Below are 26,411 nucleotides of genomic sequence, written 5' to 3'. Positions count from 1 at the left end.
GCCCCCGCCCCGCCGCGGCGTCGGTACTACTGGCGACGTTCGCAGACCACATTGCCGAGGGCCTTCGCGCCGTCGCGCTCGACGACGGTCGCGGTGGCCAGCAACCGGGAGCCGTCCTCCCAGACCTCGACCGCGAGGGTCTCGCCCGGGAACACCACGCCCGCGAATGACGCCGAGTAGTCGGCGACCGCGGTCACGTCGCCGCCCAGGACCTCGTCGACGATCACACGGCAGACCGTGCCGTACGTGCACAGGCCGTGCAGGATGGGCCGGGGAAAGCCCGCGCGGGAAGCGAATCCGGGGTCGGAGTGCAGCGGGTTGCGGTCTCCGCACAAGCGGTAGAGCAATGCCTGCTGGGGGAGCGTCGCAACGGTGAGGCGATGATCCGGCGCACGGTCGGGATAGTCGACCTTGGCCGACGAACCGCGTTCGCCGCCGAATCCGCCCTCGCCCTTCGCGAAGATCGATGAGCGGGACGTCCAGAGGGTCTGCCCGCCGTCGTCGGTGGTCACCGACTCCTGCACGATCACCGCGGCCGACCCCTTGTCCTGGATCTCGGCGATCCGGGTGCGGGTGGTCGCCTTGCCGGCGGCCGGCAGCGGCCGGTACGCGGTCACCTGCTGGCTGCCGTGCACGACCTTCGCGAGGTCGATGTCGATGCCGGGGAACGAGACCTTCGGGGGCTCGGTGGTGTGGAACCCGGCGGCCACGGTGGCGAAGGTGGGCAGCACCTTCGGCGTCGCGTCGTGGATGTACTCGAGCCCGGTGGTGTCCATCGGGTCCGCTGCGGCACCCACCGCGAGGTTGTAGAGGGCGGCGTCGGAGGCCGACCATTCGAAACTCACCTCGGGCAGTTCGGCACCGAGGGCGACGGAGAGGTCGATGGGCATCGGGTCAGGCTCCTGTCGATGTCGGGGTGGCGGCCTTGGCGGCGATGTCGGTGGCGGCCAGGTATCCGAAGACCATGGCCGGACCGATCGTCGCGCCCGGGCCAGCGTACGTGTGTCCCATCACCGGGGCGCTGGTGTTGCCCGCCGCGTACAGACCTTCGATGACCGAGCCGTCGGCCCGCAGTGCGCGGCCCGAGGCGTCCGCGTTGATCCCGCCCTTGGTGCCGAGATCGCCCGGGACCATCTTGACCGCGTAGAACGGGCCCTTGCTGACCTCGCCGAGGCTCGGGTTCGGCTTGTTGGTGATGTCGCCGTAGTAGTGGTCGTAACCACTTGTGCCACGGCCGAAGTCCTCGTCGACACCCGTACGGGCGAAGCCGTTGAACCGCTCGGTGGTCGCGGTGAGCGCGTCGGCCGGGACGCCGATCTTCTCGGCGAGTTCGCTGATGCTGTCGGCCTTCACGACGACGCCCGACTCAAACCACTTCTTGGGCAACGGCTGTCGCGCGTTGATCCCGGCGAAGAGGTAGCGGTTGCGACAGCGCTGGTCGAAGATCAGCCACGACGGCACGTTCTCGCCGGGCCCCTCGCCCTGGCCGAACTCGCCGCCGTACATCTGGTGTACCGCTTCGACATACGGCAGGGACTCGTTCATGTAGCGCTGCCCGCGCGTGTTCACCATGAAGGTGCCCGGTACCGCCCGCTCCGACAGTGCGAACCACGGACCGCGTGGCAGCGGGATGGTCGGACCCCACCAGGCGTCGTCCATGAGCGATACCGCGGCGCCGATCTTGAGGCCGGCGTTGATGCCGTCGCCGGTGTTGCTGGGGGCGCCGGTGGTCCACTCGGAGCCGATCGGGTCGCGCTGGTACTTCTTGCGCATCTCGTCGTTGTGCTCGAATCCGCCGCAGGCGAGGATCACGCCGTGTCGGGCCCGGATCTCGACGCGCTTGCCGTCGGATTCGGCGATCACCCCGACGACGCGACCGTCTTCGGTGATGAGGTCGGCCAGGCCGGTGTTCAACCGCACCGGGACGCCCGCCTCGCGGACGCCGAGGAGGAGCTCGGCCGCGAGGGCTGCGCCCATGGCGATCAGCTTCTTGCCGCGGCTGCGCGCCCAGAAGAACCGGCTGCCGACCTTCGCCATGCGCAGCGGACCGCGCCAGTGACGCAGGCCGGTGTTGAGCCAGCGGTAGTCCGACTGCAGGACGACCATGTTCAGCGGCGCCTTGGTGTACTGCGGGTGCAGGGTCTTCAGGTCGTCCCCGAGCTGCCGCGCGTCGAACGGGCGCGGCTCGATCGACCGTCCGGCGAGCCGTCCACCGGGTGCCTCCGGGTAGTAGTCCGAGTAGTTCTTGACCCACTCGAGGTCGAGGGGGGCGTGCGCCATCAGGAAGTCCAGCGCCTCGGGTCCGCGGTCGATATAGGCGTCGATGCGGTCGGCGGGCGCGTGTTCGCCGATGATCGCGTGGACGTACTCGCGGGCCTTGTCCGGGGTGTCGGTCACGCCGTCGCGGCGGAGCACCGAGTTGTTTGGGATCCAGACCCCGCCCCCCGAGCGCGACGTCGAGCCTCCCCAGTACGGCGATTTCTCGATCAGGACCGTCGACAAGCCCTTCTGAGCTGCGGTGATCGCCGCGCTCAGGCCCGCAGCGCCGGCCCCGACGACGACGACGTCGAAGGTCTCGGGTCCAGGGGTCTCGGGTTGGGTACTGGTCTGTTCTGGTTCGGTCGAGCCGGCCATGGGGTCCCCTTCGTGCGCGCAGCTGGAACGTGTTCTACCTGAATTAGAACACGTTTCAGAAATGCCACGCCAGGGGTGCTCCCGTTCCCGTCGGCTGTGCGCCCGAATCTGTCGACTGTGCGTCTGAACTCGTTCACTGTGCGGCTGTTCTCGTCGTCTGTGCGACGGGATCGGACGCGCCGGTGATGACGTGCCAGGGGTCGAGGCCGTCGTCGAGGATGCGCGCCGCCAACTGCTCCGACCATTCGTGCTCGGTCCCGTACCGGTCGCGCCAGGTCCACAACGCCGTGGTGAACCGGCCGAGGGAATGTTCGGCGGTGAACCCGATAGCCCCGTGGATCTGATGTGCCGCGGCCGCGACGTCGTGCGCGGACCGCGACGTGACGATCTTCGCGGCGGCGATCGCGTCGCGGGCCGTAGCGATGTCTTCCGACGCCGCGTCGGTCGCTGCTCGTGCGGCGGTCTCCATCATCGTGCTCTGCGCGGCCATGTGCGCGAGCCTCTGTTGGATGGCCTGGAACTTCGTCAACGGCCGGCCGAACTGGACCCGCTCGGCGGCATACCGGATCGTGCGTTCGCGTACCGCTCGCGCGGCTGCGGCCAGGGTGACGGCGTAGACGAGCGCCCCACGCGTGCGTAGATCGTCGACCGTGACCGGCGACGAGGCGGAGAACGTGACCTCGGCGTCGTCGAAGACGATGTCGCTGTAGTCCAACCCCATCAAGTCAGTGCCAGGCTCGACCCGAAGCCCAGCTTCGCGACGATCGACGACCGCGATCACCGCGCCGTCGGTGGTCGAGGCCAGGATCACGATGACGTCGGCCGACGCGGCGTACGGGACTCCGATCGCGGTGCCGCTGAGTCGGATTCGCTCGTCATCTCCTCGGACGGTTGCCTCGTCGACGACCGCGACGGTCGCGCTCAGCCCGTCGAGTACGTGATCGACGCGTCCCGCGAGCCACGCAGCCAGCAATGCGTGTTCGACATACGGGGTGATCGCGCCGGCCTCGGTGAGAGTGTCGAGGACGGCAAGAGCGTCGCCGAGCTCGGCGCCCTGACCTCCTGCCGGCTCCGGGACGTCGAGAGCGGTGAACCCGGCGTCGACGAGGGCCATCCACAACGTGGGGTCGGCTTCGGTGGCCGGGGTCCGCAGGTCGACGGGAAACCGTGTCACCATCGCGGCCGTCGCCGCAGCGAGTTCTGCTGCCAGTTCGGTCATCGCATCCCCAGTCCGCGCGCGACGATGCCGCGCAAGATCTCGTTGGTTCCCCCACGCAGGGTGAAAGCCGGTGTGTGCAGGACTGATTGAGCCAGCAGGCGGTCGAAGTCCGACCCGCCGGTGCGCCGCGGGGTCGCGCCGGACGCGTCCCGGATCGCGGTGACGAGGTCTCCTTCGAAGGTCGAACCGAGGTCCTTGACCATCGCCGCCAGTACGTCGGGTTTGCCGCCGGATTGAAGTTCACGCGCCACCTGCATCGACATCTGGCGCAGCGCCCAGGCCTGTGCGGTCAGCTCGCCCAGTGTTTTTCGCTGCTGCGGCGTCGCGCCGTGCTGTCGAAGCAGGTCGGTCCAGGTGCGGAGCAACGGCAGCGTTGAGAGGTAGCGTTCCGGCCCCGACCGTTCGAAGGCCAACTCGCTCATCACCTGTCGCCATCCCTCTCCGCGCACGCCGAGCAGTGCCGAGGAGTCGACGACGGCATCGTGGAAGATCACCTCGTTGAAGTGCGCTTGACCGTCGATGCTCGCCAGCGGACGTATCTCGATGTCCGGGTGGGGGAGGTCGACGACGAACTGCGACAAGCCCTGCTGCCGATCGTCGGGTGTGCCCTCGGTGCGGGCGAGCAGCACCATCGCGTGTGCGATGTGAGCACCCGTGGTCCAGACCTTGGTGCCGCTGATCGACCACGAGTCCCCGTTGTCGGTGGCCCGGGTGCGGACCGCGGCCAGATCGGAGCCGGCGTCGGGTTCGCTCATCCCGATCGCGAAGAACATCGTGCCCGCGGAGATCTGCGGGATGTAGTGCTGCTTCTGCGCCTGCGTCCCGTTGGCGAGGATTCCCGGAGCCATCTGCCGATCTGCGATCCAGTGCGCCGCAACCGGTGCGCCGTGCGCGAGGAGTTCCTCGGTGACCACGAAACGCTCGACCGCCGAGCGCGCCTGTCCGCCGTACTCGGCGGGCATGGTCATACCCAGCCAGCCCCGATCGCCGAGTCGTCGACTGAAGTCGGGATCGAAACCCGTCATCCAGCTGTCGACGTCGGGACGGAAAGCGCCCTCGGCGAGTTCGGTTCGCAGGAAGTCGCGCACCTCGGACCGCAGGGCGCGCAGGACGTCGTCCCGGCTCATCACCGGCCGGGACCGCGCGACGACCAGTTCTGCCCCTTGCGGGCCATCGACCACATCTGCACGCCACGCTCGATCTCGATCGCCGAATCCCAGGTCACCGCCGGCGGGCCCAGTTCGAGTCGGACACTGGCCATCACCCGGCGCGTCAGTTCGGGGTCGCGCGCGGCGGGTCCGGTCAGATCGGCGACGATCGCCGGGATGTCTGGAACCGGTGCGGCCGCGTACGCGAGGCCACGTTCGACCGCCTGCGCACCGGACAGCGACTGACCGCAGACGGCGAGCGCGATCGTGTCGGCCCGGCCTACCGCACGGTTCAGCAGGGTGAGGTGCCCGCCCCCGGGATGGATGCCGCGGGCGAGGAATCCGCTGTCGAGGACGGCGTCGGGTGTGGTGACGAGCAGGTCGACGGCGAGCGCGAGGTTGAGGCCCGCCCCTACGGCCCCGCCGACGACCACCCCGACCGTGGGGACCGGCAGGGACCCGACCCGGACGAACGCGCGGTAGACCGCGGACAGTTGCGCCACGGATTCCGGTGCCGCTGGATCGGCCGACGCGCCGGCCAGGATCCGCGTGTCGGCCCCGCTGCAGAAGTACGAACCGGCTGCGTCGACGACGACCGCGCCGATGTTGCCGTCCGCGGTCACCCGGTCGCAGAACTCCTCGATCGCCGCGGCCATCTCGAGGGTGATGGCGTTCTTCCGGCGTGGGTTGTTGAGCGTCAGCCGTCCTACGCCATCGTCGAAGGAGGTCAGAACGGCCTCGCCGGTGTCGTCGATGTCCGGCGAGACGGGATTCGGGGACTCGGAACTCATGACGAGAACCGTAGTCGCCCGGTGCTCGCGTCATCACCGATCTCGGCCACGCCTCGAAATGCACGACGATCGGACCGAGGACTGCCCGGAGACTGCAACGTGTTCTAAACTAGAACACGTTCACATGCGGAAGGTGAGGGCACGATGACGGTTGAGCAGGGGATTCGCGAGCAGATCGCAGCCGATCTGGCGCGGGCGGAGGCGTCGGCGGTCGCGATCGACCGGCCCACCGACGCCCACCCCGACCTCGATGTGGTGGACGCGTACGAGATCCAGCTGATCAACATCCGCAAGCGGCTCGATGCCGGGGCGAAGGTCGCCGGCCACAAGGTCGGCCTGGCCTCCGAGGCCATGCAGAAGATGATGGGCGTCGACGAACCGGATTACGGCCATCTGCTCGACGAGATGCAGTACTTCGAGCACACCCCGATCGATGCCGAGAAGCTCTGCTTCCCGCGCGTCGAGGTCGAGATCGGCTTCATCCTGGGCGAGGACCTGCCGGGCGAGGGCTGCACCAACGAGGATGTCATCGACGCGGTGGCCTGGGTGGTGCCCTCGATCGAGTTGATCGACTCCCGGATCAAGGACTGGAAGATCACGCTCTGCGACACGATCGCCGACAACGCGTCGTCGTGTGGCTGGATTCTCGGTCAGCAACGCGTCCCGATCTCTGAGATCGACACCGGTGACATCGAGGCGACGCTGACGCGCAACGGCGAGATCGTCGCGAAGGGCAACTCGTCTGCGGTACTGGGGCATCCGCTGAATGCCGTGAGTTGGCTCGCGCGCAAGGTCGAGGGCTTCGGCGTGCGCCTGCGCAAGGGCGACGTGATCCTGCCGGGCACCGCGACGCGGGCCATCGACATCTCGTCGGGCGATCACTTCGTGGCCGACTTCGCCGGACTGGGCAGCGTCACCCTCGACTTCACCTGACACGAAGAGTCCCTCGATTCACCGAGACAACAACAGCTTTCACCAAGCAAGAGGAGGAACCCGTGGCAGCCAAGCTGACCGCAGCGATCATCGGGTCGGGCAACATCGGCACCGACCTGATGTACAAGCTGGAGCGCTCCGAGGTGATCGAGCCGCGCTGGATGGTTGGCATCGATGCCGCCTCCGAGGGTATGAAGCGCGCGGCCGATCATGGCCTCATCACGATGAGTGGTGGTGCCGACGAACTGCTGGCGTCCTCGGAACGCCCGGATCTGATCTTCGAGGCGACCTCGGCCTATGTGCACCGCGAGTACGCGCCGAAGTACGAAGAGGCGGGCATCATCGCCGTCGATCTCACCCCGGCCGCCGTCGGCCCCGCGGTGGTGCCGCCGGCCAATCTCCGCGAGCATCTCGATGCGCCGAACACCAACATGATCACGTGCGGCGGTCAGGCGACCATCCCGATGGTGCATGCGGTGAGTTCGGTTGTGCCGGTGCCGTATGCCGAGATCGTCGCGTCGGTCGCCTCGGTGTCGGCCGGGCCGGGCACCCGCGCGAACATCGACGAGTTCACCGCGACGACGTCGGCAGGTGTGGAGACGATCGGCGGCGCGCAGCGCGGCAAGGCGATCATCATCCTGAATCCGGCCGACCCGCCGATGATCATGCGCGACACCATCTTCTGTGCCATCCCCGAGGATGCGGACACCGATGCGATCGCCGAGTCGATCCACCGCCGGGAGAAGGAGATCCAGGCCTATGTGCCGGGATACCGGTTGCTGCAGGATCCCCAGTTCGACCCGCCGAGCGTCCTGAACGGCGGGCACGCCCGGGTGTCGATCTTCGTCGAGGTCGAGGGTGCGGGGGACTTCCTCCCGCCGTACGCCGGGAACCTGGACATCATGACCGCTGCCGCCACGAAGGTCGGCGAAGAGATCGCGAAAACCAAGTTGGGAGTCCCCGCATGAGCACCAATGTGGTTCTGACACCGCGCGACCCGAAGCTGATGGCGAACGCGCGCAAGTACTCTGACACCCTCGACATCCGCATCACGGACTCGTCGCTGCGTGACGGCAGCCACCACAAACGTCACCAGTTCACCGAGGACGAGGTGCGTGCGATCGTCGGCGCGCTCGACGAGGCCGGTGTGCCGGTCATCGAGGTGACCCACGGTGACGGTCTGGGCGGGTCGTCGTTCAACTACGGTTTCTCCAAAACCCCTGAGCAGCAGCTGATCAAGGCCGCCGCGGAGACGGCGAAGCGAGCCAAGATCGCCTTCCTGATGCTGCCGGGGCTGGGCACCAAGGACGACATCCGCGCGGCGCAGGACAACGGCGGTCAGATCTGCCGCATCGCGACGCATTGCACCGAGGCCGATGTCTCGATCCAGCACTTCGGGCTCGCGCGCGATCTCGGTCTGGAGACCGTCGGGTTCCTGATGATGAGCCACAGCCAGCCGCCGGAGGTCATCGCCAAGCAGGCCCGCATCATGGCCGATGCCGGGTGTCAGTGTGTGTACGTCGTCGACTCCGCCGGTGCGCTCGTCCTCGAGGACGTGACCGTTCGGGTCCAGGCCCTGGTGGCCGAACTCGGCAACGACGCGCAGGTCGGGTTCCACGGGCACGAGAACCTCGACATCGCGGTTGCCAACTCGGTCAACGCGATTCGAGCGGGTGCCCAGCAGATCGACGGCTCGATCCGGCGTTTCGGCGCGGGGGCCGGCAACACGCCCACCGAGGCCTTCGTGGGTGTGTGCGACAAGCTCGGCATCACCACGGGCGTCGATTTCATGAAGATCGCCGACGCCGCACAGGATGTCGTCCGACCGGCGATGCCGTCGGAGTGCCTCGTCGACCGCTCGGCCATGATGATGGGCTACGCCGGCTGTTACAGCTCGTTCCTCAAGCACGCCGAGGGCCACGCCGAACGCTACGGCGTCTCGGCCGCGGAGATCCTCCTCGAGGCGGGTAGCCGCAAGCTGGTCGGCGGCCAGGAGGACCAGCTCATCGACATCGCCCTCGAGCTCAAGAAGAAGCAGGACGCGAACGCCGGGGTCTGAGCAGCGATCCGCTGGGCCGCTTGCCGGTTGCCGCTCAGCTTCGGCTGATATGCGCGAGGAAGTCGCGCGCGGCGCCGGCACTCGGTTGCGGGCCCGACAACCAGACCGCGCGTAGCGGCCGGGCGAGGTCGAGGTCGGCTATCGGGACGTGGGTGAGCCGGTGACCGAGGTCGTCGGCCACCGAGAGGTCACTGAGGACCGCCGGACCGGCTCCTGCGATGACCGCCGCCCGCACCGACGCCGTCGTGGACAGTTCCAGGACGGGTGGCGCGGCCTCGCGTCCGGGGCCGAGGGTCCTGGTCAGGGCGCGCTCGAGAAACTCCCGGGTGCCCGAGCCCTCCTCACGCGTCACCAATGGAGTGCGGGCGAGATCGGCGGCCGTGACCGGCCGCCGCAGCCGCGTCCACGGATGACCCGGTGGTACGACGAGGATCAGCTTGTCGCGCGCGACGGCCCGGCTGCGCAGACCGGTCTGGACGCGGGACCCTTCCACGAAGCCGAGTTCGATGTCGCCGGCACGGATTAGGTCGTACACGTGATCGGAGTTGGTCGCGGTGAACGACACCTTGGGGGCGGGCTGATGCTGGGCGGCGAACGTGACGAGCCAGCGGGGCAGGAGGTGCTCGGCGACGGTCAGGCTGGCGGCCAGGCGCAGCTGATCACGTCGTTCGAGGCGTAGGGCGGCCAGACCGGCGTCGAATTCGCCGGCCAGGGTCAGCAGGCGGTCGGCCCATTCGGCGACGAGTCGTCCGGACTGGGTCGGCACCGAACCGCGCGGCGTGCGCGTCAGCAGGGCGACGCCGAGCTGCGTCTCCATGGCGCGGATGCGCGCCGACACCGCCTGCTGGGTGACGCCGAGTTGGGTCGCGGCGGCGTTGAGGCTGCCCGTCCCGACCACCGCCTGCAGGGTCTCGAGGGACGCGAGGTCGGGCATCCGCGGACTCAGCACCATCGCTCGAGGGTACAAGCGCCGGTGGTACCCGGGATACAAACGGCGGTTGTATCCTGCCAAGGATTCGGGTCCTACCGGCGTCGTTGGATTCGCGGGAACGTGATGGACATGACCACGACCACTGCCTCCGCCGGACTCGCAGCACCGGACCTCGGGACCGCAACAGCCCGCGCGGTGGGGCGGCGTCGCGCCTCCTACGTGCCGCCCAACTGGTTCGCCGCGGTGATGGGCACGGGGATCATCGCGATCGCCGCGCACAGCCTGCCCTGGCAGCCCACGGGTCTGGCGGAGGTGGCAACCGTTTTCTGGCTGTTGGCCTGCGCGGTGTTCGGCGTCGTGCTGGTCGCCACGGTCCGGCACTGGGTCCGCGACCCGGAGGTCGCCCGCGGTCATCACGCCCACCCCGTCGTCGCCCACTTCTACGGTGCGGTGCCGATGGCGATCATGACGGTCGGGACCAGCACGATGGTCGTCGGAGCGACGGTGATCGGCCGGGATCTGGCGCTGGGGATCGACCTCGTGTGCTGGGTCGTCGGCACGATCGGCGGGGTCGTCACCGCGGTGGTCATCCCGTATCGGCATCTCATCGTCGGCCGCTCGTCGGTCGGCGACGCGTTCGGCGGCTGGCTGATGCCCGTCGTCCCCCCGATGGTCTCGGCGTCGGCGGCCGCGGTGCTCACCCCGCAGTTGTCCGCTGGTTGGGCGTCGCATGTGGTGATGGGGATCGGTTGCGCGATGTTCGTGCTGGCCGCACTCGCCTCGCTCCCCATTCTGTGGGTGCTGGCGTCGCGGCTGCGCACCGGCGACGTCGGCGCCGCGCACATGGTCCCCACCTGGTGGATCGTCCTCGGACCGCTCGGCCAATCGGTCACCGCGGCGTGCCTGCTGGCCCACGTCGCACCCCATGTCGTCGACGCGCCCATGGCTGAGACCTTGCATTCGTTTACGGTCGGTTATGGCCTCACCGTCTGGGTGGCGGCAACCCTGTGGATCGCCGTCGCAACACGGCTCACCGCGCGGACCCTGAGGTCGGGGCTGCCGTTCGCGATGACCTGGTGGGCGTTCACCTTCCCCCTCGGCACCTACGTCACGGGTTCGAGTGCGCTGGCCCTCACCGTCGGTGGGACGGTCTTCGAGGTCGTGGCCGTCGCCGGATTCACGGTCCTCGTCCTGGCATGGAGCGGCGTGGCGGTCCGCACGATTCGCGGGGTCGTCACCGGCGAACTCCTCCGGGCACCCGGGGTGCGGTGAGGAGCCGCATCCGCAAACCCACCCCTTTTCCGTAAACCCACCACGCTCGGACCGGGTGGGTTTACGGAAAACGGGTGGGTTTGTCGGAAGGGCGGGGCTACGAGATCCCGGCAGTAGCGGGTTGCGGAGTGTGCGCGGGCGGGTGTGCCGTCTCGCCAGGTGGGGACCTCGTCGAGGTAGCTCTGCACGGAGGCGGGAGGGACGGCCGAATCGTGTGCCGACATGCGAATCCTGTTCTACGCCGACGAGTTCCACGCGATATGACGGTGAATCGTGTCTGTGGAAGTCGGTCGCTACAGGGTGCCGTCGGCCATCGCGTTGCGGCGGGATGAACGTTTGACGCCGCCGATGACCTGCGCGGTAGGACTCGGTGCGCACCGAGCCCTACCGCGGCTGCGCGTCACATGCCGGCGGGCGGATGTCCCAGACAGATCAGGGCGCCCATCGGATCCTTGATCGCGGCCAGCGTCCCGTACGGGGTGTCCTCGCCGGCCATGAGGATCTCCGCGCCCAGCGACTCGGCCTGCTTCACCGTGGCAGCGACATCGTCGACGGTGATGTAGACCTGCCAGAACGACGGCACCCCGGCCGGGAAGAGCTTGACCGAGTCCATGATCCCCGCGTACGACGCCTCACCGTAGAAGATCTGGCCGTAGCTGTCGGGGCCGACGGCGTCCGGGTCGCCACCGGTGCCGACCTCCTCGATGCGCGCGCCGAGCACGGTCCGGTAGAACTCGACGGACTTGGGGTAGTCCATGCTCTGACACTCGAACCAGTAGGGCGTGCCGTGCTCGCCGAACTCGGTGTACCCCTTGTGATTCTTCGGTTGCCAGAACCCGATCGCCGCCCCCGCGGTGTCGAAGGCCATCAACATCGTGCCCTCCTCGCCGATGGCCATCGGCGGCACCATGATCGAGCCCCCGGCCGATTCGACGGCCTTCACCGTGGCGTCGGCATCCTCGGTGTGGAGGTACACCGTCCAGATGTCGGGCGGCCCGGCGCCTTCCATCACCGGACTGAGACCGGCCACCCGCTTGCCGTTCTTGTGGAAGTTGCGATAACCGCCCATCTCCTCGTCGGGGGCCTCGGCCTCCCAGCCGAAGATCGCGCCGTAGAACTCCTCGGCCTTCGCGGTGTCACTGCTCATCAGGTCGAACCAGATCGGTGCCCCGGAGGGGGCTGCATACTCTGCCATTGCTGGGTCCTCTTTCTTGCTCCGCGTGAACTGGTGGACGACTGCCCGTCGGAACTTCTGACTGACAGGGTCGCGCAAACTCATCGGTCGCGGACGGCGTTGCGCAGAGTGCGACTCATATCCACCGACGTCGGCTCATGGCACCCTGATCGGATGACCAAGCATGCAGGGACGGTCGAACGACTCCGCGGCCTCGCGTGGCCGACGATGCTGGCGGGTGGTTTGCTGCTGGTGCTCCTGGCACAGGTGCAGTGGGGCAGTACCGATGAGGGCGTGGAGCCGTCGATCACCGGGTTGGGACGCGTCACGATCCTGGGCGCCAGCGACGACGATGTCGCGTTCTTCTTCGAGGACAACACCGGCCGCCCGGGCCTGAGCGTGGTGGTGCTCGGTGCCGTGATCGCGGTGGTCGCCGCCCTCGGCTGGTGGCGCCCACGCCTGCGCCCGTCCGCCATCGGCCTGATCGGGCTGGCGTCGGTCATCGTGCTCGTCGTCGGCATCCGCACGCTGAGCGACCCCGCCGCGCATCTGTTCTCCGACCGCGTGTCCGAGGCGCTCGACGCCGACCTCCCCGAGATGCAGGCGGGTTACGGACTGATCGGGACCGTCGTGGTCGCGATCCTGCTCCTGGTCGTCGTCGGTTTATGGGTGCTGAGCACCGTGTGGCCCCGTGCGGCTGCCGCCGACCGAGCCGAGGTCAACCGAACCGACGAATCGTCTTGATGTAGCCCATGTCCTTCAACTTCGTGAAGCCGATGGGGACGCCGTTGGGGCCGTAGGCGTTGAACACCCGACCGGCGCCCGCGTAGATGCCGACGTGCCCGGCGTCGCGACCGAAGATGATGATGTCGCCCGGTGCCAGGGCGCGAAACGGTATCGCGTGTCCGACCTTCGCCTGCTGCTGGCTGGTCCGGGGGAGCTGGACGCCGGTCGTGTAGAACGCCCACCGCACCAGCCCGGAGCAGTCCCATGAATGCGGGCCGACGCCGGCCCACTTGTACGGCTTGCCGATCTGGGTGATCGCCGCCCCGAGCGCGTTGAGGCCGACGGTGGTCGGGATCGGCAGATAGATCGGGACCGACCCGGAGGAATCCGACGATCCCGCGGCCGCGGCGTGACCGGTGTCGAGGAGTGGGGAGCCGGCGAGGGGAACGCCGACCGACAACGCGGCAGTGAGTGCGATGGTGCAGGTCACGCGCCTGGCGCGCGTCATCGAAACGGACATGACGACAGCTTGGCCGAGGCGGGACGGCGTGTCGTCGATCGTTCCCCAGGAGTGACGAACGTGTGACCGATGTGATGCCTGAGCCTTGTGTTATCTAATGGTGCTGCAGTTCCGGTTAACCGATCACCAGTAGCCGTCGGGATCGGTGGCGGGCGACTCGGCCGGGATGATGCCCTCGGTGACCCCGTGGTCGATGCTCGCCGACAGCCGGGCGCACGTCGGCATCATCGCTCCGGGCAGCAGCGGGCCGTTCCCGTCGTCGCCGCCGGCGCGCATCTGCTCGAGGCCGAGGCAGCGGTCCCGGGCGTCGGCGTTCCACTGCACGCTGGTGTGGAACGAACTGGTCTTCTTCACCAGCACACAGGCGTGGCATGCCCGGCACTCGATCTCGCGCATCCCACCCTGCAGGTAGTGCTCGCGGTCGCGGCGGGTGGCCTCGTGAACCCGGGCGAGCCGGTCCGGATCGTTCTGGAAGTCGGGCGCCTTCGCCCAACGGTCGGAACCCCCGGGAGCCCCTGCCATCCGAACCCCTGCCGCCCGGGTCACGTCAGACCTCGGCCTTCTCCGTGGATTCCGACGCCGTGGATTCCGCAGCCTTCTCGGCCTCCTGGCGGCGCAGGTTCTCCTGGATCTCCTCGTTCCAGCTCTCGAGGGCCTTGGAGGTGTCGATCTCGTACTCGAACCGGCCGGTCATCTCGTCGGTGACGTCGGCCTTGTCGACGTAGAACTGGTCGTACCAGCGGCGGAGCTGGTACACCGGGCCGTCCTCCTCGACGAGGAGCGGGTTGTCGATCCGGGTCTTGTTCTTCCAGATCTCGACGTCCTGCAGGAAGCCCACCTCGACGCCGGCGCTGATCTTGGTGGCCATCTTCGACGCCTGTTCGGCGGTCAGGCCGTCCGGGACCTTGGCCATCACGCCGTACATCAGGACGAAGGAGTTCTCGTCGATCGGGTAGTGGCAGTTGGTGAGGATGGTCTCGACCGCGTAGCCGCCGTAGTACTGGATCATCGGGTTCAACATGTACGACGGGCCGTAATACGCCGCGATCGATTCGAGGCGGCTGTCGCCGTAATTGGTGCCGAGGGTGACGTCGGGCCGGCCGTGCGAATTCATGTACTGCGCGGCGATCTCACCCTCGAAGACGTTCTTGAAGTAATCCGGAAGAGCGAAATGCACGTAGTAGAAGTGCGCCATGTCGACGACGTTGTCGATGATCTCGCGACAGTTGGACCCCTCGATCACGATGCGGTTCCAGGTCCAGGGCGTCCACTCGTCGGACCCGAATTCCTCGAGTTCGGGGATGATGCACTCCTCCGGGGGCGGATTGCCCTCGGGATCGTTGTAGACGAAGATCTGGCCGTTGCGGACCATCGACGGCCACGAACGGGTCTTGGCGAGCTTCGGGTTGCGCTTGGCGTAGGGCACGCCGGCGCAGCGTCCGTTGCCCTTCCACAGCCAGCCGTGGAACGGGCACGCCACGTTGTCGCCCGAGAGCTTGCCCTGGGAGAGGTCACCGCCCATGTGCCGGCAGAACGCGTCGAGCACGTTCACCTCGCCCTTGGTGTCGACCCAGACCACCAGCTTGGTGCCGAAGATCGTGACGGAGTGGGGCTTGCCGTCGTCGAACTCCTCGTGCAGGCCGAGGCAGTGCCAGCCGCGCGCGAACCGGGTGGGCGGCGCACCCGTGTCGATCTCCCGGATACCCACATCGGCCCCGTCGGAGGCGACGGCTGCGCTCGGCGCGCCGGGGCTGCTCGGGGTCATCGTCTCGGGTCCTGAAGACATGTGCCCTCTCCTGTCTGTGGCTGGTGTCGCGTCGAAGAACTGTACCCAATACTAGAACACGTTTCAGATTTGTCAGCCCGATCGTCGTCCCGAACGCCGATCGGGCCTGTACATGGGCATAAAGTCCCAGTCCTCGACAGAAATGAGAACGTGTTCTAATCTCGAACTCGATGGGTACAGCGGCCGGCTCGTCCGGCCGAGGAGAGACGAGTAGGAGCAGGCGAGATGCCAGCACAACGGAGCGAAGCCGCCGAGCAGGTCCTGGAGAAGATCAACGTCCTGCTCCCGGAACTCGAGCAGCGTGCGCAGTCGACCGAGGATCTGCGTCGAATCCCCGACGAGACCGTCTCGAGCCTCGAGACCGCCGGCTTCTTCCGGCTGTTGCAGCCCGAGCAGTGGGGTGGCTACCAGGTCGACCCGGTCACCTTCTACGAAGCGGTCCGCCGGATCGCGTCGGCCTGCGGGTCCACCGGCTGGGTGTCGGGCATCATCGGCGTCCACAACTGGCACCTCGCCCTCTTCGACCAGCAGGCGCAGGAAGACGTGTGGGGTTCGGACACCAATGTCCGGATCTCGTCGTCGTACGCGCCGATGGGCATGGGTGAGGTCGTCGACGGCGGCTACAAGGTCAACGGTTCGTGGGCGTGGTCGTCGGGTTGCGAGACTGCTGACTGGGTCTTTGTCGGGGGTCCGGTCATCAAGAACGGCAAGCCCGTCGACTTCGTCAGCTTCCTGATCCCGCGTGAGGACTACACGATCAAGGACGTGTGGAACGTCGTCGGTCTGCGCGGCACCGGGTCCAACACCATCGAGGTCAAGGACGTGTTCGTGCCGCGGCACCGCATGCTCAGCATGCGCACGATGTCGATGGGGCAGAGCCCGGGCCTGGAGCGCAACACCGCGCCGGTCTACAAGATGCCCTGGGGCACCATCCATCCCAGCACCATCGCGACGCCGATCGTCGGCATGGCCTACGGCGCCTACCGCGCCCACGTCGAGCACCAGGGCAAGCGGGTCCGGGCCGCCTACGCGGGCGAGAAGGCCAAGGAGGATCCGTTCGCCAAGGTCCGGATCGCCGAGGCCGCCAGCGACATCGACGCCGCGTGGCGCCAGCTGTCAGGCAACCTGCAGGCCGAGTACGACCTCATCCTCGCCGGCGAGGAGGTCCCGATGGAACTGCGGCTGTCCGCTCGACGCGACCAGGTGCGTGCGACCGGACGTGCGATCGCCGCGATCGATCGGCTCTTCGAGAACTCGGGCGCCCACGCCCTGGAGAACGGGACACCGATCCAGCGCTTCTGGCGCGACGCCCACGCCGGCCGCGTGCACGCCGCGAACGACCCGGAGCGCGCCTACGTCGCATTCGGCAACGGCGAGTTCGGGATTCCCATCGGCGACACGATGGTGTGACCCTTCGTGACGCTCGCAAGCTCGCTCCTCAGGGAGCAGGGAAGTGGCTCGCAAGCTCGCTCCTCAGGGAGCAGGGACAAGACAGGATTGATCGAGATGAGTGACAGTCCGATTCGCTCGTTGGGGTACATGAGGATCGAGGCCACCGACATCGAGGCGTGGCGCACCTACGGCCTCAAGGTCCTCGGCATGATCGAGGGCTCTGGTCTCACCGACGGTGCCCTGTATCTCCGGATGGACGATTTCCCGGCCCGTCTGGTCATCGTGCCGTCCGAGCACGACCGGCTCGCCTGCGCGGGCTGGGAGGTCGCGAATGCCGCTGAGTTGCAGGATGTCCGGGATCGGCTGTCGCGTGCGGGTGTGGTCTTCCGCGAGGGCAAGGACGAGGAGGTCGCCGACCGTCGGGTCGCCGAGATGATCGTCTTCGACGACCCGGCGGACAACACCCTGGAGGTCTTCCACGGCGCCGCGCTGGAGCACCGGCGCGTCGTCAGCCCGTACGGGCATCGCTTCGTCACCGAGGAGCAGGGTCTGGGCCACGTGGTGCTCACCTGCTCCGACGACAAGGCAGCGCTCGAATTCTACCGGGACGTCCTGGGATTCAAGCTCCGTGACTCGATGCGCCTCCCGCCGCAGGTCGTCGGCCGCGAAGAGGGCGACGAGGTGCCGTGGCTGCGCTTCCTCGGTTGCAACCCCCGGCACCATTCGCTGGCCTTCCTGCCGATCCCGAACAGCACCGGCATCGTCCACCTGATGGTGGAGGTGGAGAACGCCGACGACGTCGGCCTGTGCCTCGACCGCGCGCTGCGCAAGAAGGTGCCGATGTCGGCGACCCTCGGCCGACACGTCAACGACCTCATGCTGTCCTTCTACATGAAGACACCCGGCGGCTTCGACATCGAATTCGGTTGTGAGGGGCGCACGGTGAAGGACGACGAGTGGATCGCCCGGGAGAGCACGGCAGTGAGTCTGTGGGGGCATGACTTCAGCGTCGGGTTCAAGGGCTGAGATGCCCTTGTCCGAGATGCCCTCCGGCGCCACGGCCCAGCAGTCCACGCGTTCGCCGTACGGGTCCGCCGACTTCGACTCCCGTCAGTTCCGAACGGCGATGGGCCAGTTCTGTACCGGGGTCACCGTCATCACGACCCTCGACGACGCGGGCAAGCCGGTCGGGTTCGCGTGCCAGTCGTTCGCCGCGTTGTCGCTCGATCCGCCGCTGGTCCTCTTCTGCCCGATGAAGACCTCCCGGAGCTGGAAGGTCATCGAGAAGACGGGCAAGTTCTGTGTGAACGTCCTGTCGAACCGCCAGCAGGACGTCAGCGCCGCCTTCGGCGCCCCCGGCGACGACAAGTTCGCGAACGTCACCTGGGACCCGTCACCGGCCGGCCTCCCCGTCATCCGGCACAGCCTGACCTGGGTCGAATGCGACGTGGAGACCGTCACCGACGGCGGCGACCATCACATCGTCATCGGCCGCGCACTGACTCTCGGAGAAGTGCTGCAGGACAAGCCGTTGCTGTTCTACCGTGGCGGCTACCTGTCGACCGAACACCCGCGGGTCACACCCGCACAGGCAGAGTTGGAAAACTTCCTCACATGGACGGGCGGGGACACCTGGCTATGACCGTCGACGACGCGACGAGCACCGAGACAGCGACGACCGAGACATCGTCAACCGAAACAACGAGTGGCGCACCGCTGGTCACGCAGCCCCTCCTCGACGCGATCGCGGAGGCCGAGAAGCTGGTCGCATCGGCCGATTTCGCCGAGACCGACCAAGATCTCGCCGAAGGCTACGACTACCTCGCGGGGAGTATCGCCGCCATCGTCCAACTGGTGCGCGCCCGGTCCATCTCCCACCCGAACTTCGTGACGTCCACCGGGCCGTCGACGAAGATGGGCCTGGACAATCCGGACACGCTCTACTATCACGCCGACGTCGAACCCACCGGGACATACCGGGTACGCGGGCGGCGCGGTACCACAACCGATCTCAGCTTCCAGGTCCTGCGCGGCGACTACACGGCCTCGTCGGTACCGGGCGGCGAGGATGCGTTCGACGACCGGCGGCTGACGATCGCCGACGACGGGTCGTTCGAACTGGCCTTCGGCCCACCCATCCCCGATGCGCCGGACGACTACTTCCCGCTCGGGGAGGGCGCGTCGATGCTCGCGGTGCGCGAGGTCTACTCCGACTGGTCCGAACGCAAGGGGTCGATCACCATCGAACGGGTCGACACCATCGGGACCGCGCCGCCGGAGCCGGACCTGGCCCGGGTGTCCCGCCGGTACGCGACGGCCGGCAAGATGCTGACGGCTCGCATCAACACCTGGTTCAATTTCCCGAAGTGGTTCTACCTCGACGAGCCGGTCAACACGTTCACCGAACCGCGGCAGACCCCCGGCGGCCTCAGCACGCAGTTCTCCTCCGTCGGACACTTCCGGTTGGGGCCCGACGAGGCGATGGTGATCACCATTCCGCGGTCCGACGCCCCGTACCAGGGATTCCAGCTCGGCAGCATGTGGTACATCTCGCTGGACTACGTCAACCACCAGACCAGCCTGAACTCCGCTCAGGCGCAGGTGGATCCGGACGGCATGATCCGCATGGTGGTGTCCCACCGCGACCCGGGCGTCGCGAACTGGATCGAGACGACCGGCCGGTCGACGGGCATCCTGCAGTTCCGGTGGCAACGCAGTGATTCGCCGATCGGCCCGGACCTGGGCCCGACCGCACAGGTCGTCGCTTTCGACGAAGTCGCCGGCCATCTGCCGCACCTCGAGCACAACAGGATCGACGCCGACGGCTGGGCGGAGCGGATCACGGCACGTCAGCGCGGGTTCGCCGAGAGGATGCTGGGATGAGCGCACAGGGGGGTCTGCTCGCTGACAAGGTCGTCGTGGTCTCGGGTGTCGGTCCGGGACTCGGGCGGTCGATCTGCCTGCGTGCGGCCGCGGAGGGCGCACGGGTCGTCCTCGCCGCCCGTACGGAATCAAGGCTGAAGGAGGTCGCCGCCGAGATCGACGCCGCCGGCGGGACCAGCCTCGTCGTCCCGGCCGACATCACCGACGACGCCGCCGTCGAGAACCTGGTGGCCACCACCGTCGCCGAGTTCGGCCGGGCCGATGTACTGGTCAACAACGCCTTCGCCCTCCCGTCGATGAAGCCGTTGTCCCGCACCGACTTCGATCAGATCGCGAGCAGCATCGACGTCACCGTGCTGGGCACGTTGCGGGTCATCCGCGCGTTCACCGACGCGCTGGGCGAGTCCGACGGCTCGATCGTGAACATCAACTCGATGGTCATCCGGCACTCCGAACCCCGTTACGGCAGTTACAAGATCGCGAAGTCGGCGCTGCTGGCGATGTCGCAGTCGCTGGCCTCCGAACTCGGCGACAAGGGGATTCGCATCAACTCGGTCGCACCGGGTTACATCTGGGACGACCAGCTGAAGTGGTACTTCGGCGAGGTCGCCAAGAAATACGGGATCTCACCCGACGACGTCTACGAGCAGACGGCGTCGAAGTCCGACCTCAAGCGATTGCCGGAGCCGGACGAGATCGCCGACGCCGTCGTGTTCCTCGCCTCGCCGATGGCGCGCGCCATCACCGGGCACACCCTGGACGTGAATTGCGGTGAATACCATGACTAGTGCGGCACGCACCGACGTCGGCACGATCGAGGACCTGCATTCCTCGGCCACTCGCGCCACCGGCCTCGACGACTTCGGGGACACCGAGTACCTGGAGCCGCTGGGCATCCTGCTCGACTCCTACCGCTCCGAGGCGGGGCTGACCGAGATCGGCAGCAAGATGTTCCGCTTCTTCCTCAAGGGTGCGTTGGTCGCCCGGTTGCTCAGCGAGGCGTCGTGGAAGGCGAACCCGGGGTACGCCGACGTCGAGGTGACGCGGCCGATCTTCGTGACCGGCCTGCCGCGCACGGGAACGACTGCGCTGCACCGACTCCTGGCCGCCGATCCGGCGCACCAGGGCGTCGAGATGTGGCTCGCCGAGTTCCCGCAGCCCCGGCCGCCGCGCGACACCTGGTCCGACAACCCCGTCTACCAGCAGATCCAGGCCGGGTTCGAGCAACATCACGTCGAGAATCCCGAGTTCATGGGGTTGCACTACATGGACGCCGGCGAGGTCGAGGAGTGCTGGCAGCTGCTCCGCCAGAGCGTCATGTCGATCTCGTACGAATCACTCGCGCACATCCCGACCTACTCGAGGTGGCTCGCCCAGCAGGACTGGACGCCGGTGTATCTCCGACACCGCAAGAACCTGCAGCTGATCGGGCTCAACGACCCCGGCAAGCGGTGGGTGCTCAAGAACCCCAGCCATCTGTTCGCGCTCGACGCGCTCATGGCGGCGTACCCGGATGCCCTGGTGATCCAGACGCACCGGCCGCCCAGCACTCTCATCGCGTCGATGTGCAGCTTGGCCGAACACGCCACCCCGGGATGGTCGACGACGTTCACCGGCGAGCAAGTGGGCCAGGACCAGCTCGAGCTGTGGTCACGCGGACTCCGTGAGTTCTCCACCGCACGGAAGCGGTACGACCCGGCCCAGTTCCTCGACATCGACTTCACCGATCTGCGCAACGACCCGATGGGCACCGTCGAGCGGGTGTACGCGGCGCTGGACACCCCGATGTCGGAGGACGCGCGTGCGGCGGTGACCGCGCTCGACGAGGAGAGCCGGTCGGGTGCGCGCAAACCGCAGCACCGGTACCAGCTCGCCGATTACGGACTCGACGAGGCAACGGTCGAGGCGGCCTTCGCCGTCTGACCCACCGGCCGCCCGTCGGTCGTTCTACAGTGCTTCGCATGGCAGAACCGGAGAACCGACAGTCGGCAGAGGGACTGAGCCGGCTCATCGCATTCGCCGACGCGGTGGTCGCGATCGCGCTGACCCTGCTGGTGCTCCCGCTCGTCGACATCGCCAACGACCTGCGCGAGGATTCGTCGGTCGCGGACGTGGTGTCCGACAACTCGATCGAACTGGTCAGCTTCATCATCAGTTTCGGCGTCATCTGGATCCTGTGGCGCCAGCACCATCAGACGATGGAGTACTTCCGCGCCTACGACCGCACGCTGATCAACCTCCACTTCATCTGGTTGCTCACGATCGTGGCGCTGCCCTTCGCGACGGCCCTCATCGACGGCGCCCACATCGAGCAGGCCAACATCCTCTACATCGGTGTGCTGGCCGTCTCGGTGGGCTCGCTCATCGCGATCGCCGAATGGGGTCGTCGGCACCGGGAACTGCTCGCCGACGACGACGCCACCGACCGATGGGTCGCCTCGTCGAGCGGAGTCGCCACGTTCATCATCCTCGCGGTCGCGCTGGGCGTCGCGATCGTGTTCCCGCGCAGCGGAAATCTGCCGCTGTTCCTACTGCTGCTGACCGACCCGGTCGAGCGGTTGCTCGCCCGGTGGCGGCCGCGGCGACACTGAGGTCGGGTCAGCGCAGTGCGCGGGCCGCTTCGGTCACCGCGGTGTGCGGGGCACCGAACATCTGCGACGTGGCCTGTGCGCGTTTGAAAAAGAGCTGGATGTCGTGCTCCCAGGTGATGCCGATGCCGCCGTGCAGCTGGATGGCCTCGCCCGCGACACGACGATAGGCATCGGAGCAGTACACGTGGGCGGCCAGCGCCAGATCGGCGGCATCCGGGTCGTCGGCGGCGAGGGCGGCCACGGCGGCGCGGGAGATCGACCGCGCCGTCTCGACCAGCACGTACATGTCGGCCATCCGATGCTTGAGGGCCTGGAACGAGCCGATGGTGCGCCCGAACTGCTTGCGGGACTTGGTGTAATCGACCGTGAGGTCGAGCGCTCGCTGCGCGCCCCCGACCTGCTCGGCGGACAGCAGGGCCCAGGCGAGCGCACGGAGCCGGGACGCGAGATCGTCCGGCGCGGGGATCGCCGCGGACGCCACCTCGTCGAAGCGCACCGAGGACAGCGCCCGGGTCGGATCGAGGACGGGCATCGGCGACACCGAGACGCCGTCCGCATCGGCGGTCACCTCGTGCAGGGTCAGGTGTGTCCCGGGGCCGGCCGCGAGCACGAGGAGCACGTCGGCCGACTCGCCGTCGACGACGAAGTGGGCTGTCCCGGTGAGGAGTCCGGCGTCGGCACGCACACCGGGGGTCTGCCAGCCGCGTTCACCGGCCCAGCACACCGCCGCGGTCCGCTCGCCGGCGGCCAGGGCGGGCAGAAGTCGCGACGACGCGTCGTCGTCACCCGCGAGCAGGATCGTGCCGGTGGCGAGTGCGGAGCCGAGCGCGGGGACGGGACTCAGTGCGGCGCCCAGTTCTTCGAGCACCGCGGCCGACTCCATCCATGCCGCCCCGGCACCGCCGAATCGCTCGGGGACAGCAAGCGCGGCGACCCCGATCTCGGTGCACAGCGTCTGCCACAGGGTCGAGTCGATGCGCCCGGGAGCGCACATGGCCGCGCGGACCGTGGTCGAATCGCCCCGGCGACGCAGGAGATCCCGCACCGCCTCGACGAGTGCCTCCCGTTCCTCCGCGCCGATGGCCGGGCTTTCGATGCCGGTACTGACGGTCACAGCGTCTCCAGGATCCGTTGGCGGTGCACGGCGGGGGAGCCCCAGGCGTTGAGCAGCGCCCGGGTCTTGGTGATGTACAGCGAGATGTCGTGCTCGGCGGTGTACCCGATCGCCCCCATCACCTGCAGCGAGCGGCGGGCCGACAGGTCGGCGGCCTCGGCGGCCGCGACCTTCGCCGCCGAGATGTCGCGCGAGACGTCGGTGCCCTCCGGCACCTGGCCGTCGACGCCGAGGGCGGCTGCGTGAACGAGGGGGCGGGCCATCTCGATGGCGATCGCCACGTCGGCGAGATGATGTTTGACGGACTGGAACGACCCGATCGGTCGGCCGAACTGCTTGCGCGACTGCGCGTATTCCGAGGCGATGGACAGCATCGCCTGACCCAGGCCGAGCAGCTGCGCGGCCGTGGCCAGTGCACCTGCGTCCGCGGCGTCGGACGCATCGACCCCGGTGGCCAGGACGTCGCCGGCGGTGACCCGCGACAACGTCCGGGTGCTGTCGACCGAGGGCTCGGTGCTCTGCACGGTGGCCCGCGAGAGCACTCCGTCCTCGACGAGGTAGACATCGGCGGCGGCGGTGTCGGCGGCCAACGGCTGGAGCGGTCCGATCGCGCAGGTCGCCAGCCGCCCCTCGGCGAGGTCGCTGAGCGGGCCCGACACGTCGGCGTCGTGCAGCAGGATCGGCAGCACGGCGACGCTCTCGACGATCGGGCCCGGGGCACAGTGGCGTCCGAGTTGCTCGACGGCGACGACCATCTCGACGGCCCCGGCGCTGCTGCCGCCGTGTGACTCGTCGATCAGGAGTCCGCTGATGCCCGCGTCGGCCAGCTGTGAGTAGACCTTGGCGACGGCCGCGCGGTCACCGGCCGCCCAGGCGCGCGTGGCGGTCGGCATGTCGGCCTTGCCCAGCATGGCGTCCACCGTCGAGGCGAGGTCGGTGTGGATGTCGGAGAGTCGGAAGTCCATGATGATCACCGATCTCCACGGGGAAGGCCGAGCAGGCGCTCGGCGATGACATTGCGTTGGATCTCGTTGGTACCCGCGTAGATCGGCCCGGACAACGAGAAGAGGTAGCCGTCGGTCCACCGGTCGTCGAGCTCGGCGGCCGGGCCCTGCAGGTCGAGGGCGGTCTCGTGAGCGGCGATGTCCCACTGCGACCAGAACACCTTGTTGATCGACGACTCCATGCCGAGCGAACCACCGGCCGCGAGACGACTCACCGTCTGATACGTGGACAGCTCGTAGGCTCGTGACCCGATCCACGCATCCGCCACGCGCGCATCGGTGTTCGCCGTCGACGGGACGTCATCCCGGTTCGACCGCCACAGTTCGACGAGGCGGTCGGTGGTGGCCAGGAACCGGCCGGGTGCGCGCAGCGACAGCCCGCGTTCGTTGGCGGCGGTGCTCATCGCGACCCGCCACCCGTTGTCCACCTCGCCGATGACACCCGACTCGCCCGGATTCGACGGATCGTCGGGGACGAAGACGTTCTCCAAGAACAGCTCTGCGAACCCGGCCTCGCCGTCGAGCTGTGCGATCGGCCGGACGGTCACGCCCTCGCTGCGCAGGTCGAACATGAAGTAGGTGAGACCCTTGTGGCGCTGTGCCTGTTTGTCGGTGCGGAACAGGCCGAAGGCGCGGTCGGCGAAACTCGACCGCGAACTCCAGGTCTTCTGACCGTTGAGCAGCCAGCCGCCGTCGGTGCGAACGGCGGTCGACCGCAGCGAGGCGAGGTCGCTGCCGGCCTCGGGTTCGCTCCACGCCTGACCCCAGATGTCGTCGGCGTTGGCCATCCGCGGCAGGATGCGTTCCAGCTGAGCAGGACTCGCGTGCTCGAACAGGGTGGGTGCGAGCAGGAAGATGCCGTTCTGGCTCACGCGTCCGGGAGCACCCGAACGGTAGTACTCCTCCTCGAAGATGACCCAGTGCAGCAGCGGGGCATCGCGGCCGCCGTATTCCTCCGGCCAGCTGACGACCGACATCCGGTCGGCGGCCATCGTCCGCTCCCACTCGCGGTGCGCCTCGAATCCCTCGGCGGTGTCCATCGACGGAAGCGGTTCGCGCGGAACGTGTTCGGCCAGCCAGGCGCGGACCTCGGCGCGGAAGGCGTCGGCGGCGTCGTCGAAGAGCAGGTCCATGTCAGCTCCCCGATCCCACGACGGTGCCGGTCGACGCCGACGCCTTCATCGACTTCGCGTCCATCCCGCCGAGGGAGTCGCCGCCCGCCTCGGAGTTGGCCGCGTGCGCGAAGTGGTGCCAGCCGAACACTGAGTCCATCGAGTTGCGCAGTCCCATCTGGTCTTCGCAGATGTTGACGGCCTTCTTGCTCAGGAAGAGCCCCTGCATCGGCATGGCGACGGCCTTTTCGGCGATCTCGTTCACCTTGGTCTCGAGGGCGTCCCGGGGGACGACGTGGTTGACCATGCCCCAGTCGGCCGCCTGCGTCGCGGTGAAACGTTCACCGGTGAAGAGGATCTCCTTCGCCCGGCGCGGGCCCAGCACGAAGGCGTGGGCGAAGTACTCGACGCCGGGGATGCCCATGCGGGCGACCGGGTCCGAGAAGAACGCGTCGTCGGAGGCGACGATGAAGTCGCAGATCCAGGCGAGCATGAGACCGCCGGCGATGCACGCGCCATGGACCTGGGCGATGAGGGGTTTGGGGATGTCGCGCCAGCGGCGGCACATCCCCATGTACACCTCCATCTCGCGGGCGAGACGCTGGTCGGCACCGGTCTTGTCGGTGTGGTCCCAGTGCAGGACGGCCGCGTTCTCGTAGTAGGTGTCGAAGTCGCGTTCGGGGGTGCCGATGTCGTGTCCGGCCGAGAAGTGCTTGCCGTTCGCCCGCAGCACGATCACCTTCACCGAAGCGTCGTCGACGGCCTTGCGGAACGCGGCGTCGAGCGAATAGGTCATCACCGAGTTCTGCGCGTTGCGGTACTCCGGGCGGTTCAGCGTCACATAGGCCACCGCGCCGTCGGGGCCGCCGGTCTCGTAGGCGACCGGTGAGGTGTCCGGGCCCAGATCGTCGGGTCCGAGCGCAGGTGGGATGACGGCGTCACTCATGCCCTCGAGACTAACCTAGCAAGTGCTTGGTTGGTAGTCGGTGTCGGTGATCGCCGGGGTCAGAAGTGCGGTGTGGAGCGATAGGTGAACTCCCGGATCCGGCCGTTTAGGAGGCGGCTGTCGTCGGCATCATCTCGGCGAACTCGCGAAACATGTTGGCGACGATCACCATTCGA

26 protein-coding genes are annotated in these 26,411 nt (G+C 67.9%); 12 read left to right on the top strand and 14 right to left on the bottom strand.

Features of this window, described 5'->3' with window-relative positions:
* Window positions 1-26: 26 nt before the first annotated feature.
* The 5 genes from M4D77_RS16675 to M4D77_RS16655 all read right to left on the bottom strand — a co-directional run bounded on the left by M4D77_RS16675 (window position 27) and on the right by M4D77_RS16655 (window position 5,792).
* Window positions 27-890 (bottom strand): MaoC/PaaZ C-terminal domain-containing protein, encoded by an 864-nt coding sequence (locus M4D77_RS16675; protein ID WP_065629133.1) that lies wholly within the window; start codon window positions 888-890, stop codon window positions 27-29.
* A 4-nt stretch (window positions 891-894) separates the two neighbouring features.
* Complete coding sequence (kstD, locus tag M4D77_RS16670; protein ID WP_226512527.1) at window positions 895-2,634, bottom strand: 3-oxosteroid 1-dehydrogenase; 1,740 nt, start codon at window positions 2,632-2,634, stop codon at window positions 895-897.
* Between the two features lie 133 nt (window positions 2,635-2,767).
* Entirely contained in the window at window positions 2,768-3,853 is a 1,086-nt protein-coding gene (locus M4D77_RS16665; RefSeq protein ID WP_226512528.1) for an acyl-CoA dehydrogenase family protein, read from the bottom strand.
* On the bottom strand, window positions 3,850-4,980 hold the full coding sequence (locus M4D77_RS16660) for an acyl-CoA dehydrogenase family protein (protein WP_058251405.1): 1,131 nt from the start codon (window positions 4,978-4,980) through the stop codon (window positions 3,850-3,852). The genes M4D77_RS16665 and M4D77_RS16660 overlap by 4 nt, the downstream gene beginning before the upstream one ends.
* Window positions 4,980-5,792 (bottom strand): enoyl-CoA hydratase/isomerase family protein, encoded by an 813-nt coding sequence (locus M4D77_RS16655; RefSeq protein ID WP_159370109.1) that lies wholly within the window; start codon window positions 5,790-5,792, stop codon window positions 4,980-4,982. The genes M4D77_RS16660 and M4D77_RS16655 overlap by 1 nt, the downstream gene beginning before the upstream one ends.
* A gap of 144 nt (window positions 5,793-5,936) precedes the next feature.
* Here M4D77_RS16655 and M4D77_RS16650 point away from each other — a divergent pair, with 144 nt between their 5' ends.
* From M4D77_RS16650 to dmpG, 3 genes are all read left to right on the top strand, one after another.
* The gene (locus M4D77_RS16650; RefSeq protein WP_159370110.1) at window positions 5,937-6,725 is read left to right on the top strand and encodes a 2-keto-4-pentenoate hydratase; all 789 of its coding nucleotides are present in this window, start codon (window positions 5,937-5,939) and stop codon (window positions 6,723-6,725) included.
* A gap of 62 nt (window positions 6,726-6,787) precedes the next feature.
* Complete coding sequence (locus M4D77_RS16645; protein ID WP_086533665.1) at window positions 6,788-7,693, top strand: acetaldehyde dehydrogenase (acetylating); 906 nt, start codon at window positions 6,788-6,790, stop codon at window positions 7,691-7,693.
* On the top strand, window positions 7,690-8,784 hold the full coding sequence (gene dmpG / locus M4D77_RS16640; protein WP_159370112.1) for a 4-hydroxy-2-oxovalerate aldolase: 1,095 nt from the start codon (window positions 7,690-7,692) through the stop codon (window positions 8,782-8,784). Before M4D77_RS16645 ends, dmpG begins: the two co-directional genes overlap by 4 nt.
* A 34-nt stretch (window positions 8,785-8,818) precedes the next feature.
* Here the strand turns inward: dmpG and M4D77_RS16635 are convergent, their stop codons facing one another.
* On the bottom strand, window positions 8,819-9,736 hold the full coding sequence (locus M4D77_RS16635) for a LysR family transcriptional regulator (RefSeq protein WP_226512530.1): 918 nt from the start codon (window positions 9,734-9,736) through the stop codon (window positions 8,819-8,821).
* A 102-nt stretch (window positions 9,737-9,838) separates the two neighbouring features.
* On the opposite strand from M4D77_RS16635, the gene M4D77_RS16630 reads away from it, so the two are divergent.
* Window positions 9,839-10,987, top strand: coding sequence for a TDT family transporter (locus M4D77_RS16630; RefSeq protein ID WP_259936743.1), 1,149 nt, complete (start codon window positions 9,839-9,841; stop codon window positions 10,985-10,987).
* Window positions 10,988-11,387: 400 nt separating this feature from the next.
* Here M4D77_RS16630 and M4D77_RS16625 read toward each other — a convergent pair whose 3' ends face one another.
* Window positions 11,388-12,182 carry a VOC family protein gene (locus M4D77_RS16625; protein ID WP_159370115.1) on the bottom strand — a complete coding sequence of 265 codons (795 nt, stop codon included), beginning with the start codon at window positions 12,180-12,182 and terminating at the stop codon, window positions 11,388-11,390.
* 153 nt (window positions 12,183-12,335) lie between these two features.
* On the opposite strand from M4D77_RS16625, the gene M4D77_RS16620 reads away from it, so the two are divergent.
* Window positions 12,336-12,905 carry a hypothetical protein gene (locus tag M4D77_RS16620; protein WP_259936742.1) on the top strand — a complete coding sequence of 190 codons (570 nt, stop codon included), beginning with the start codon at window positions 12,336-12,338 and terminating at the stop codon, window positions 12,903-12,905.
* On the opposite strand, the gene M4D77_RS16615 is transcribed toward M4D77_RS16620, so the two are convergent.
* From M4D77_RS16615 to M4D77_RS16605, 3 genes are all read right to left on the bottom strand, one after another.
* Complete coding sequence (locus tag M4D77_RS16615; protein WP_058251171.1) at window positions 12,880-13,407, bottom strand: C40 family peptidase; 528 nt, start codon at window positions 13,405-13,407, stop codon at window positions 12,880-12,882. The two genes, M4D77_RS16620 and M4D77_RS16615, sit on opposite strands and share 26 nt — an antisense overlap.
* Before the next feature lie 123 nt (window positions 13,408-13,530).
* Window positions 13,531-13,929 carry a hypothetical protein gene (locus M4D77_RS16610; RefSeq protein WP_065629138.1) on the bottom strand — a complete coding sequence of 133 codons (399 nt, stop codon included), beginning with the start codon at window positions 13,927-13,929 and terminating at the stop codon, window positions 13,531-13,533.
* Window positions 13,930-13,954: 25 nt separating this feature from the next.
* Window positions 13,955-15,193: a Rieske 2Fe-2S domain-containing protein gene (locus tag M4D77_RS16605; protein ID WP_226512533.1), complete on the bottom strand. Its 1,239-nt coding sequence runs from the start codon at window positions 15,191-15,193 to the stop codon at window positions 13,955-13,957.
* A 225-nt stretch (window positions 15,194-15,418) separates the two neighbouring features.
* Here M4D77_RS16605 and hsaA point away from each other — a divergent pair, with 225 nt between their 5' ends.
* The 7 genes from hsaA (at window position 15,419) to M4D77_RS16570 (ending at window position 22,059) form a co-directional block, all read left to right on the top strand.
* On the top strand, window positions 15,419-16,603 hold the full coding sequence (gene hsaA, locus M4D77_RS16600) for a 3-hydroxy-9,10-secoandrosta-1,3,5(10)-triene-9,17-dione monooxygenase oxygenase subunit (protein ID WP_065629140.1): 1,185 nt from the start codon (window positions 15,419-15,421) through the stop codon (window positions 16,601-16,603).
* Between the two features lie 96 nt (window positions 16,604-16,699).
* Entirely contained in the window at window positions 16,700-17,611 is a 912-nt protein-coding gene (gene hsaC / locus M4D77_RS16595; protein ID WP_058251167.1) for an iron-dependent extradiol dioxygenase HsaC, read from the top strand.
* Window positions 17,612-17,627: 16 nt separating this feature from the next.
* Entirely contained in the window at window positions 17,628-18,227 is a 600-nt protein-coding gene (hsaB, locus tag M4D77_RS16590) for a 3-hydroxy-9,10-secoandrosta-1,3,5(10)-triene-9,17-dione monooxygenase reductase subunit (protein WP_159371818.1), read from the top strand.
* Complete coding sequence (locus M4D77_RS16585) at window positions 18,224-19,468, top strand: hypothetical protein (RefSeq protein ID WP_247451358.1); 1,245 nt, start codon at window positions 18,224-18,226, stop codon at window positions 19,466-19,468. The genes hsaB and M4D77_RS16585 overlap by 4 nt, the downstream gene beginning before the upstream one ends.
* Window positions 19,465-20,256, top strand: a complete 792-nt coding sequence (locus M4D77_RS16580; RefSeq protein ID WP_078111640.1) for an SDR family oxidoreductase — start codon at window positions 19,465-19,467, stop codon at window positions 20,254-20,256. The genes M4D77_RS16585 and M4D77_RS16580 overlap by 4 nt, the downstream gene beginning before the upstream one ends.
* Window positions 20,249-21,391, top strand: coding sequence for a sulfotransferase (locus tag M4D77_RS16575; RefSeq protein WP_247451360.1), 1,143 nt, complete (start codon window positions 20,249-20,251; stop codon window positions 21,389-21,391). Before M4D77_RS16580 ends, M4D77_RS16575 begins: the two co-directional genes overlap by 8 nt.
* Window positions 21,392-21,429: 38 nt before the next feature.
* Window positions 21,430-22,059, top strand: a complete 630-nt coding sequence (locus tag M4D77_RS16570; RefSeq protein ID WP_137810185.1) for a TMEM175 family protein — start codon at window positions 21,430-21,432, stop codon at window positions 22,057-22,059.
* Between the two features lie 7 nt (window positions 22,060-22,066).
* Here the strand turns inward: M4D77_RS16570 and M4D77_RS16565 are convergent, their stop codons facing one another.
* The 4 genes from M4D77_RS16565 to M4D77_RS16550 are packed head-to-tail and all read right to left on the bottom strand — an operon-like array spanning window position 22,067 to window position 26,235.
* Entirely contained in the window at window positions 22,067-23,173 is a 1,107-nt protein-coding gene (locus M4D77_RS16565) for an acyl-CoA dehydrogenase family protein (RefSeq protein ID WP_259936741.1), read from the bottom strand.
* Window positions 23,170-24,138, bottom strand: a complete 969-nt coding sequence (locus M4D77_RS16560; RefSeq protein ID WP_247452053.1) for an acyl-CoA dehydrogenase family protein — start codon at window positions 24,136-24,138, stop codon at window positions 23,170-23,172. Before M4D77_RS16560 ends, M4D77_RS16565 begins: the two co-directional genes overlap by 4 nt.
* Before the next feature lie 5 nt (window positions 24,139-24,143).
* Window positions 24,144-25,310: an acyl-CoA dehydrogenase family protein gene (locus tag M4D77_RS16555; RefSeq protein WP_159370122.1), complete on the bottom strand. Its 1,167-nt coding sequence runs from the start codon at window positions 25,308-25,310 to the stop codon at window positions 24,144-24,146.
* A gap of 1 nt (window position 25,311) precedes the next feature.
* Window positions 25,312-26,235, bottom strand: coding sequence for an enoyl-CoA hydratase (locus tag M4D77_RS16550; protein WP_259936740.1), 924 nt, complete (start codon window positions 26,233-26,235; stop codon window positions 25,312-25,314).
* Window positions 26,236-26,411: the final 176 nt, after the last annotated feature.

This window comes from Gordonia sp. p3-SID1431 (genome assembly GCF_025143765.1).
GTDB lineage: Bacteria > Actinomycetota > Actinomycetes > Mycobacteriales > Mycobacteriaceae > Gordonia > Gordonia hongkongensis.
This window is presented reverse-complemented; position numbering and strand designations above follow the sequence as displayed.

Coding starts and splice junctions, on each gene's coding strand:
- M4D77_RS16675 (WP_065629133.1), bottom strand. CDS start 890: ATGCCCATCGACCTCTCCGTCGCCCTCGGTGCCGAACTGCCCGAGGTG.
- kstD (WP_226512527.1), bottom strand. CDS start 2,634: ATGGCCGGCTCGACCGAACCAGAACAGACCAGTACCCAACCCGAGACC.
- M4D77_RS16665 (WP_226512528.1), bottom strand. CDS start 3,853: ATGACCGAACTGGCAGCAGAACTCGCTGCGGCGACGGCCGCGATGGTG.
- M4D77_RS16660 (WP_058251405.1), bottom strand. CDS start 4,980: ATGAGCCGGGACGACGTCCTGCGCGCCCTGCGGTCCGAGGTGCGCGAC.
- M4D77_RS16655 (WP_159370109.1), bottom strand. CDS start 5,792: ATGAGTTCCGAGTCCCCGAATCCCGTCTCGCCGGACATCGACGACACC.
- M4D77_RS16650 (WP_159370110.1), top strand. CDS start 5,937: ATGACGGTTGAGCAGGGGATTCGCGAGCAGATCGCAGCCGATCTGGCG.
- dmpG (WP_159370112.1), top strand. CDS start 7,690: ATGAGCACCAATGTGGTTCTGACACCGCGCGACCCGAAGCTGATGGCG.
- M4D77_RS16635 (WP_226512530.1), bottom strand. CDS start 9,736: ATGGTGCTGAGTCCGCGGATGCCCGACCTCGCGTCCCTCGAGACCCTG.
- M4D77_RS16630 (WP_259936743.1), top strand. CDS start 9,839: ATGGACATGACCACGACCACTGCCTCCGCCGGACTCGCAGCACCGGAC.
- M4D77_RS16625 (WP_159370115.1), bottom strand. CDS start 12,182: ATGGCAGAGTATGCAGCCCCCTCCGGGGCACCGATCTGGTTCGACCTG.
- M4D77_RS16620 (WP_259936742.1), top strand. CDS start 12,336: ATGACCAAGCATGCAGGGACGGTCGAACGACTCCGCGGCCTCGCGTGG.
- M4D77_RS16615 (WP_058251171.1), bottom strand. CDS start 13,407: ATGTCCGTTTCGATGACGCGCGCCAGGCGCGTGACCTGCACCATCGCA.
- M4D77_RS16610 (WP_065629138.1), bottom strand. CDS start 13,929: ATGGCAGGGGCTCCCGGGGGTTCCGACCGTTGGGCGAAGGCGCCCGAC.
- M4D77_RS16605 (WP_226512533.1), bottom strand. CDS start 15,193: ATGTCTTCAGGACCCGAGACGATGACCCCGAGCAGCCCCGGCGCGCCG.
- hsaA (WP_065629140.1), top strand. CDS start 15,419: ATGCCAGCACAACGGAGCGAAGCCGCCGAGCAGGTCCTGGAGAAGATC.
- hsaC (WP_058251167.1), top strand. CDS start 16,700: ATGAGTGACAGTCCGATTCGCTCGTTGGGGTACATGAGGATCGAGGCC.
- hsaB (WP_159371818.1), top strand. CDS start 17,628: ATGCCCTCCGGCGCCACGGCCCAGCAGTCCACGCGTTCGCCGTACGGG.
- M4D77_RS16585 (WP_247451358.1), top strand. CDS start 18,224: ATGACCGTCGACGACGCGACGAGCACCGAGACAGCGACGACCGAGACA.
- M4D77_RS16580 (WP_078111640.1), top strand. CDS start 19,465: ATGAGCGCACAGGGGGGTCTGCTCGCTGACAAGGTCGTCGTGGTCTCG.
- M4D77_RS16575 (WP_247451360.1), top strand. CDS start 20,249: ATGACTAGTGCGGCACGCACCGACGTCGGCACGATCGAGGACCTGCAT.
- M4D77_RS16570 (WP_137810185.1), top strand. CDS start 21,430: ATGGCAGAACCGGAGAACCGACAGTCGGCAGAGGGACTGAGCCGGCTC.
- M4D77_RS16560 (WP_247452053.1), bottom strand. CDS start 24,138: ATGGACTTCCGACTCTCCGACATCCACACCGACCTCGCCTCGACGGTG.
- M4D77_RS16555 (WP_159370122.1), bottom strand. CDS start 25,310: ATGGACCTGCTCTTCGACGACGCCGCCGACGCCTTCCGCGCCGAGGTC.
- M4D77_RS16550 (WP_259936740.1), bottom strand. CDS start 26,235: ATGAGTGACGCCGTCATCCCACCTGCGCTCGGACCCGACGATCTGGGC.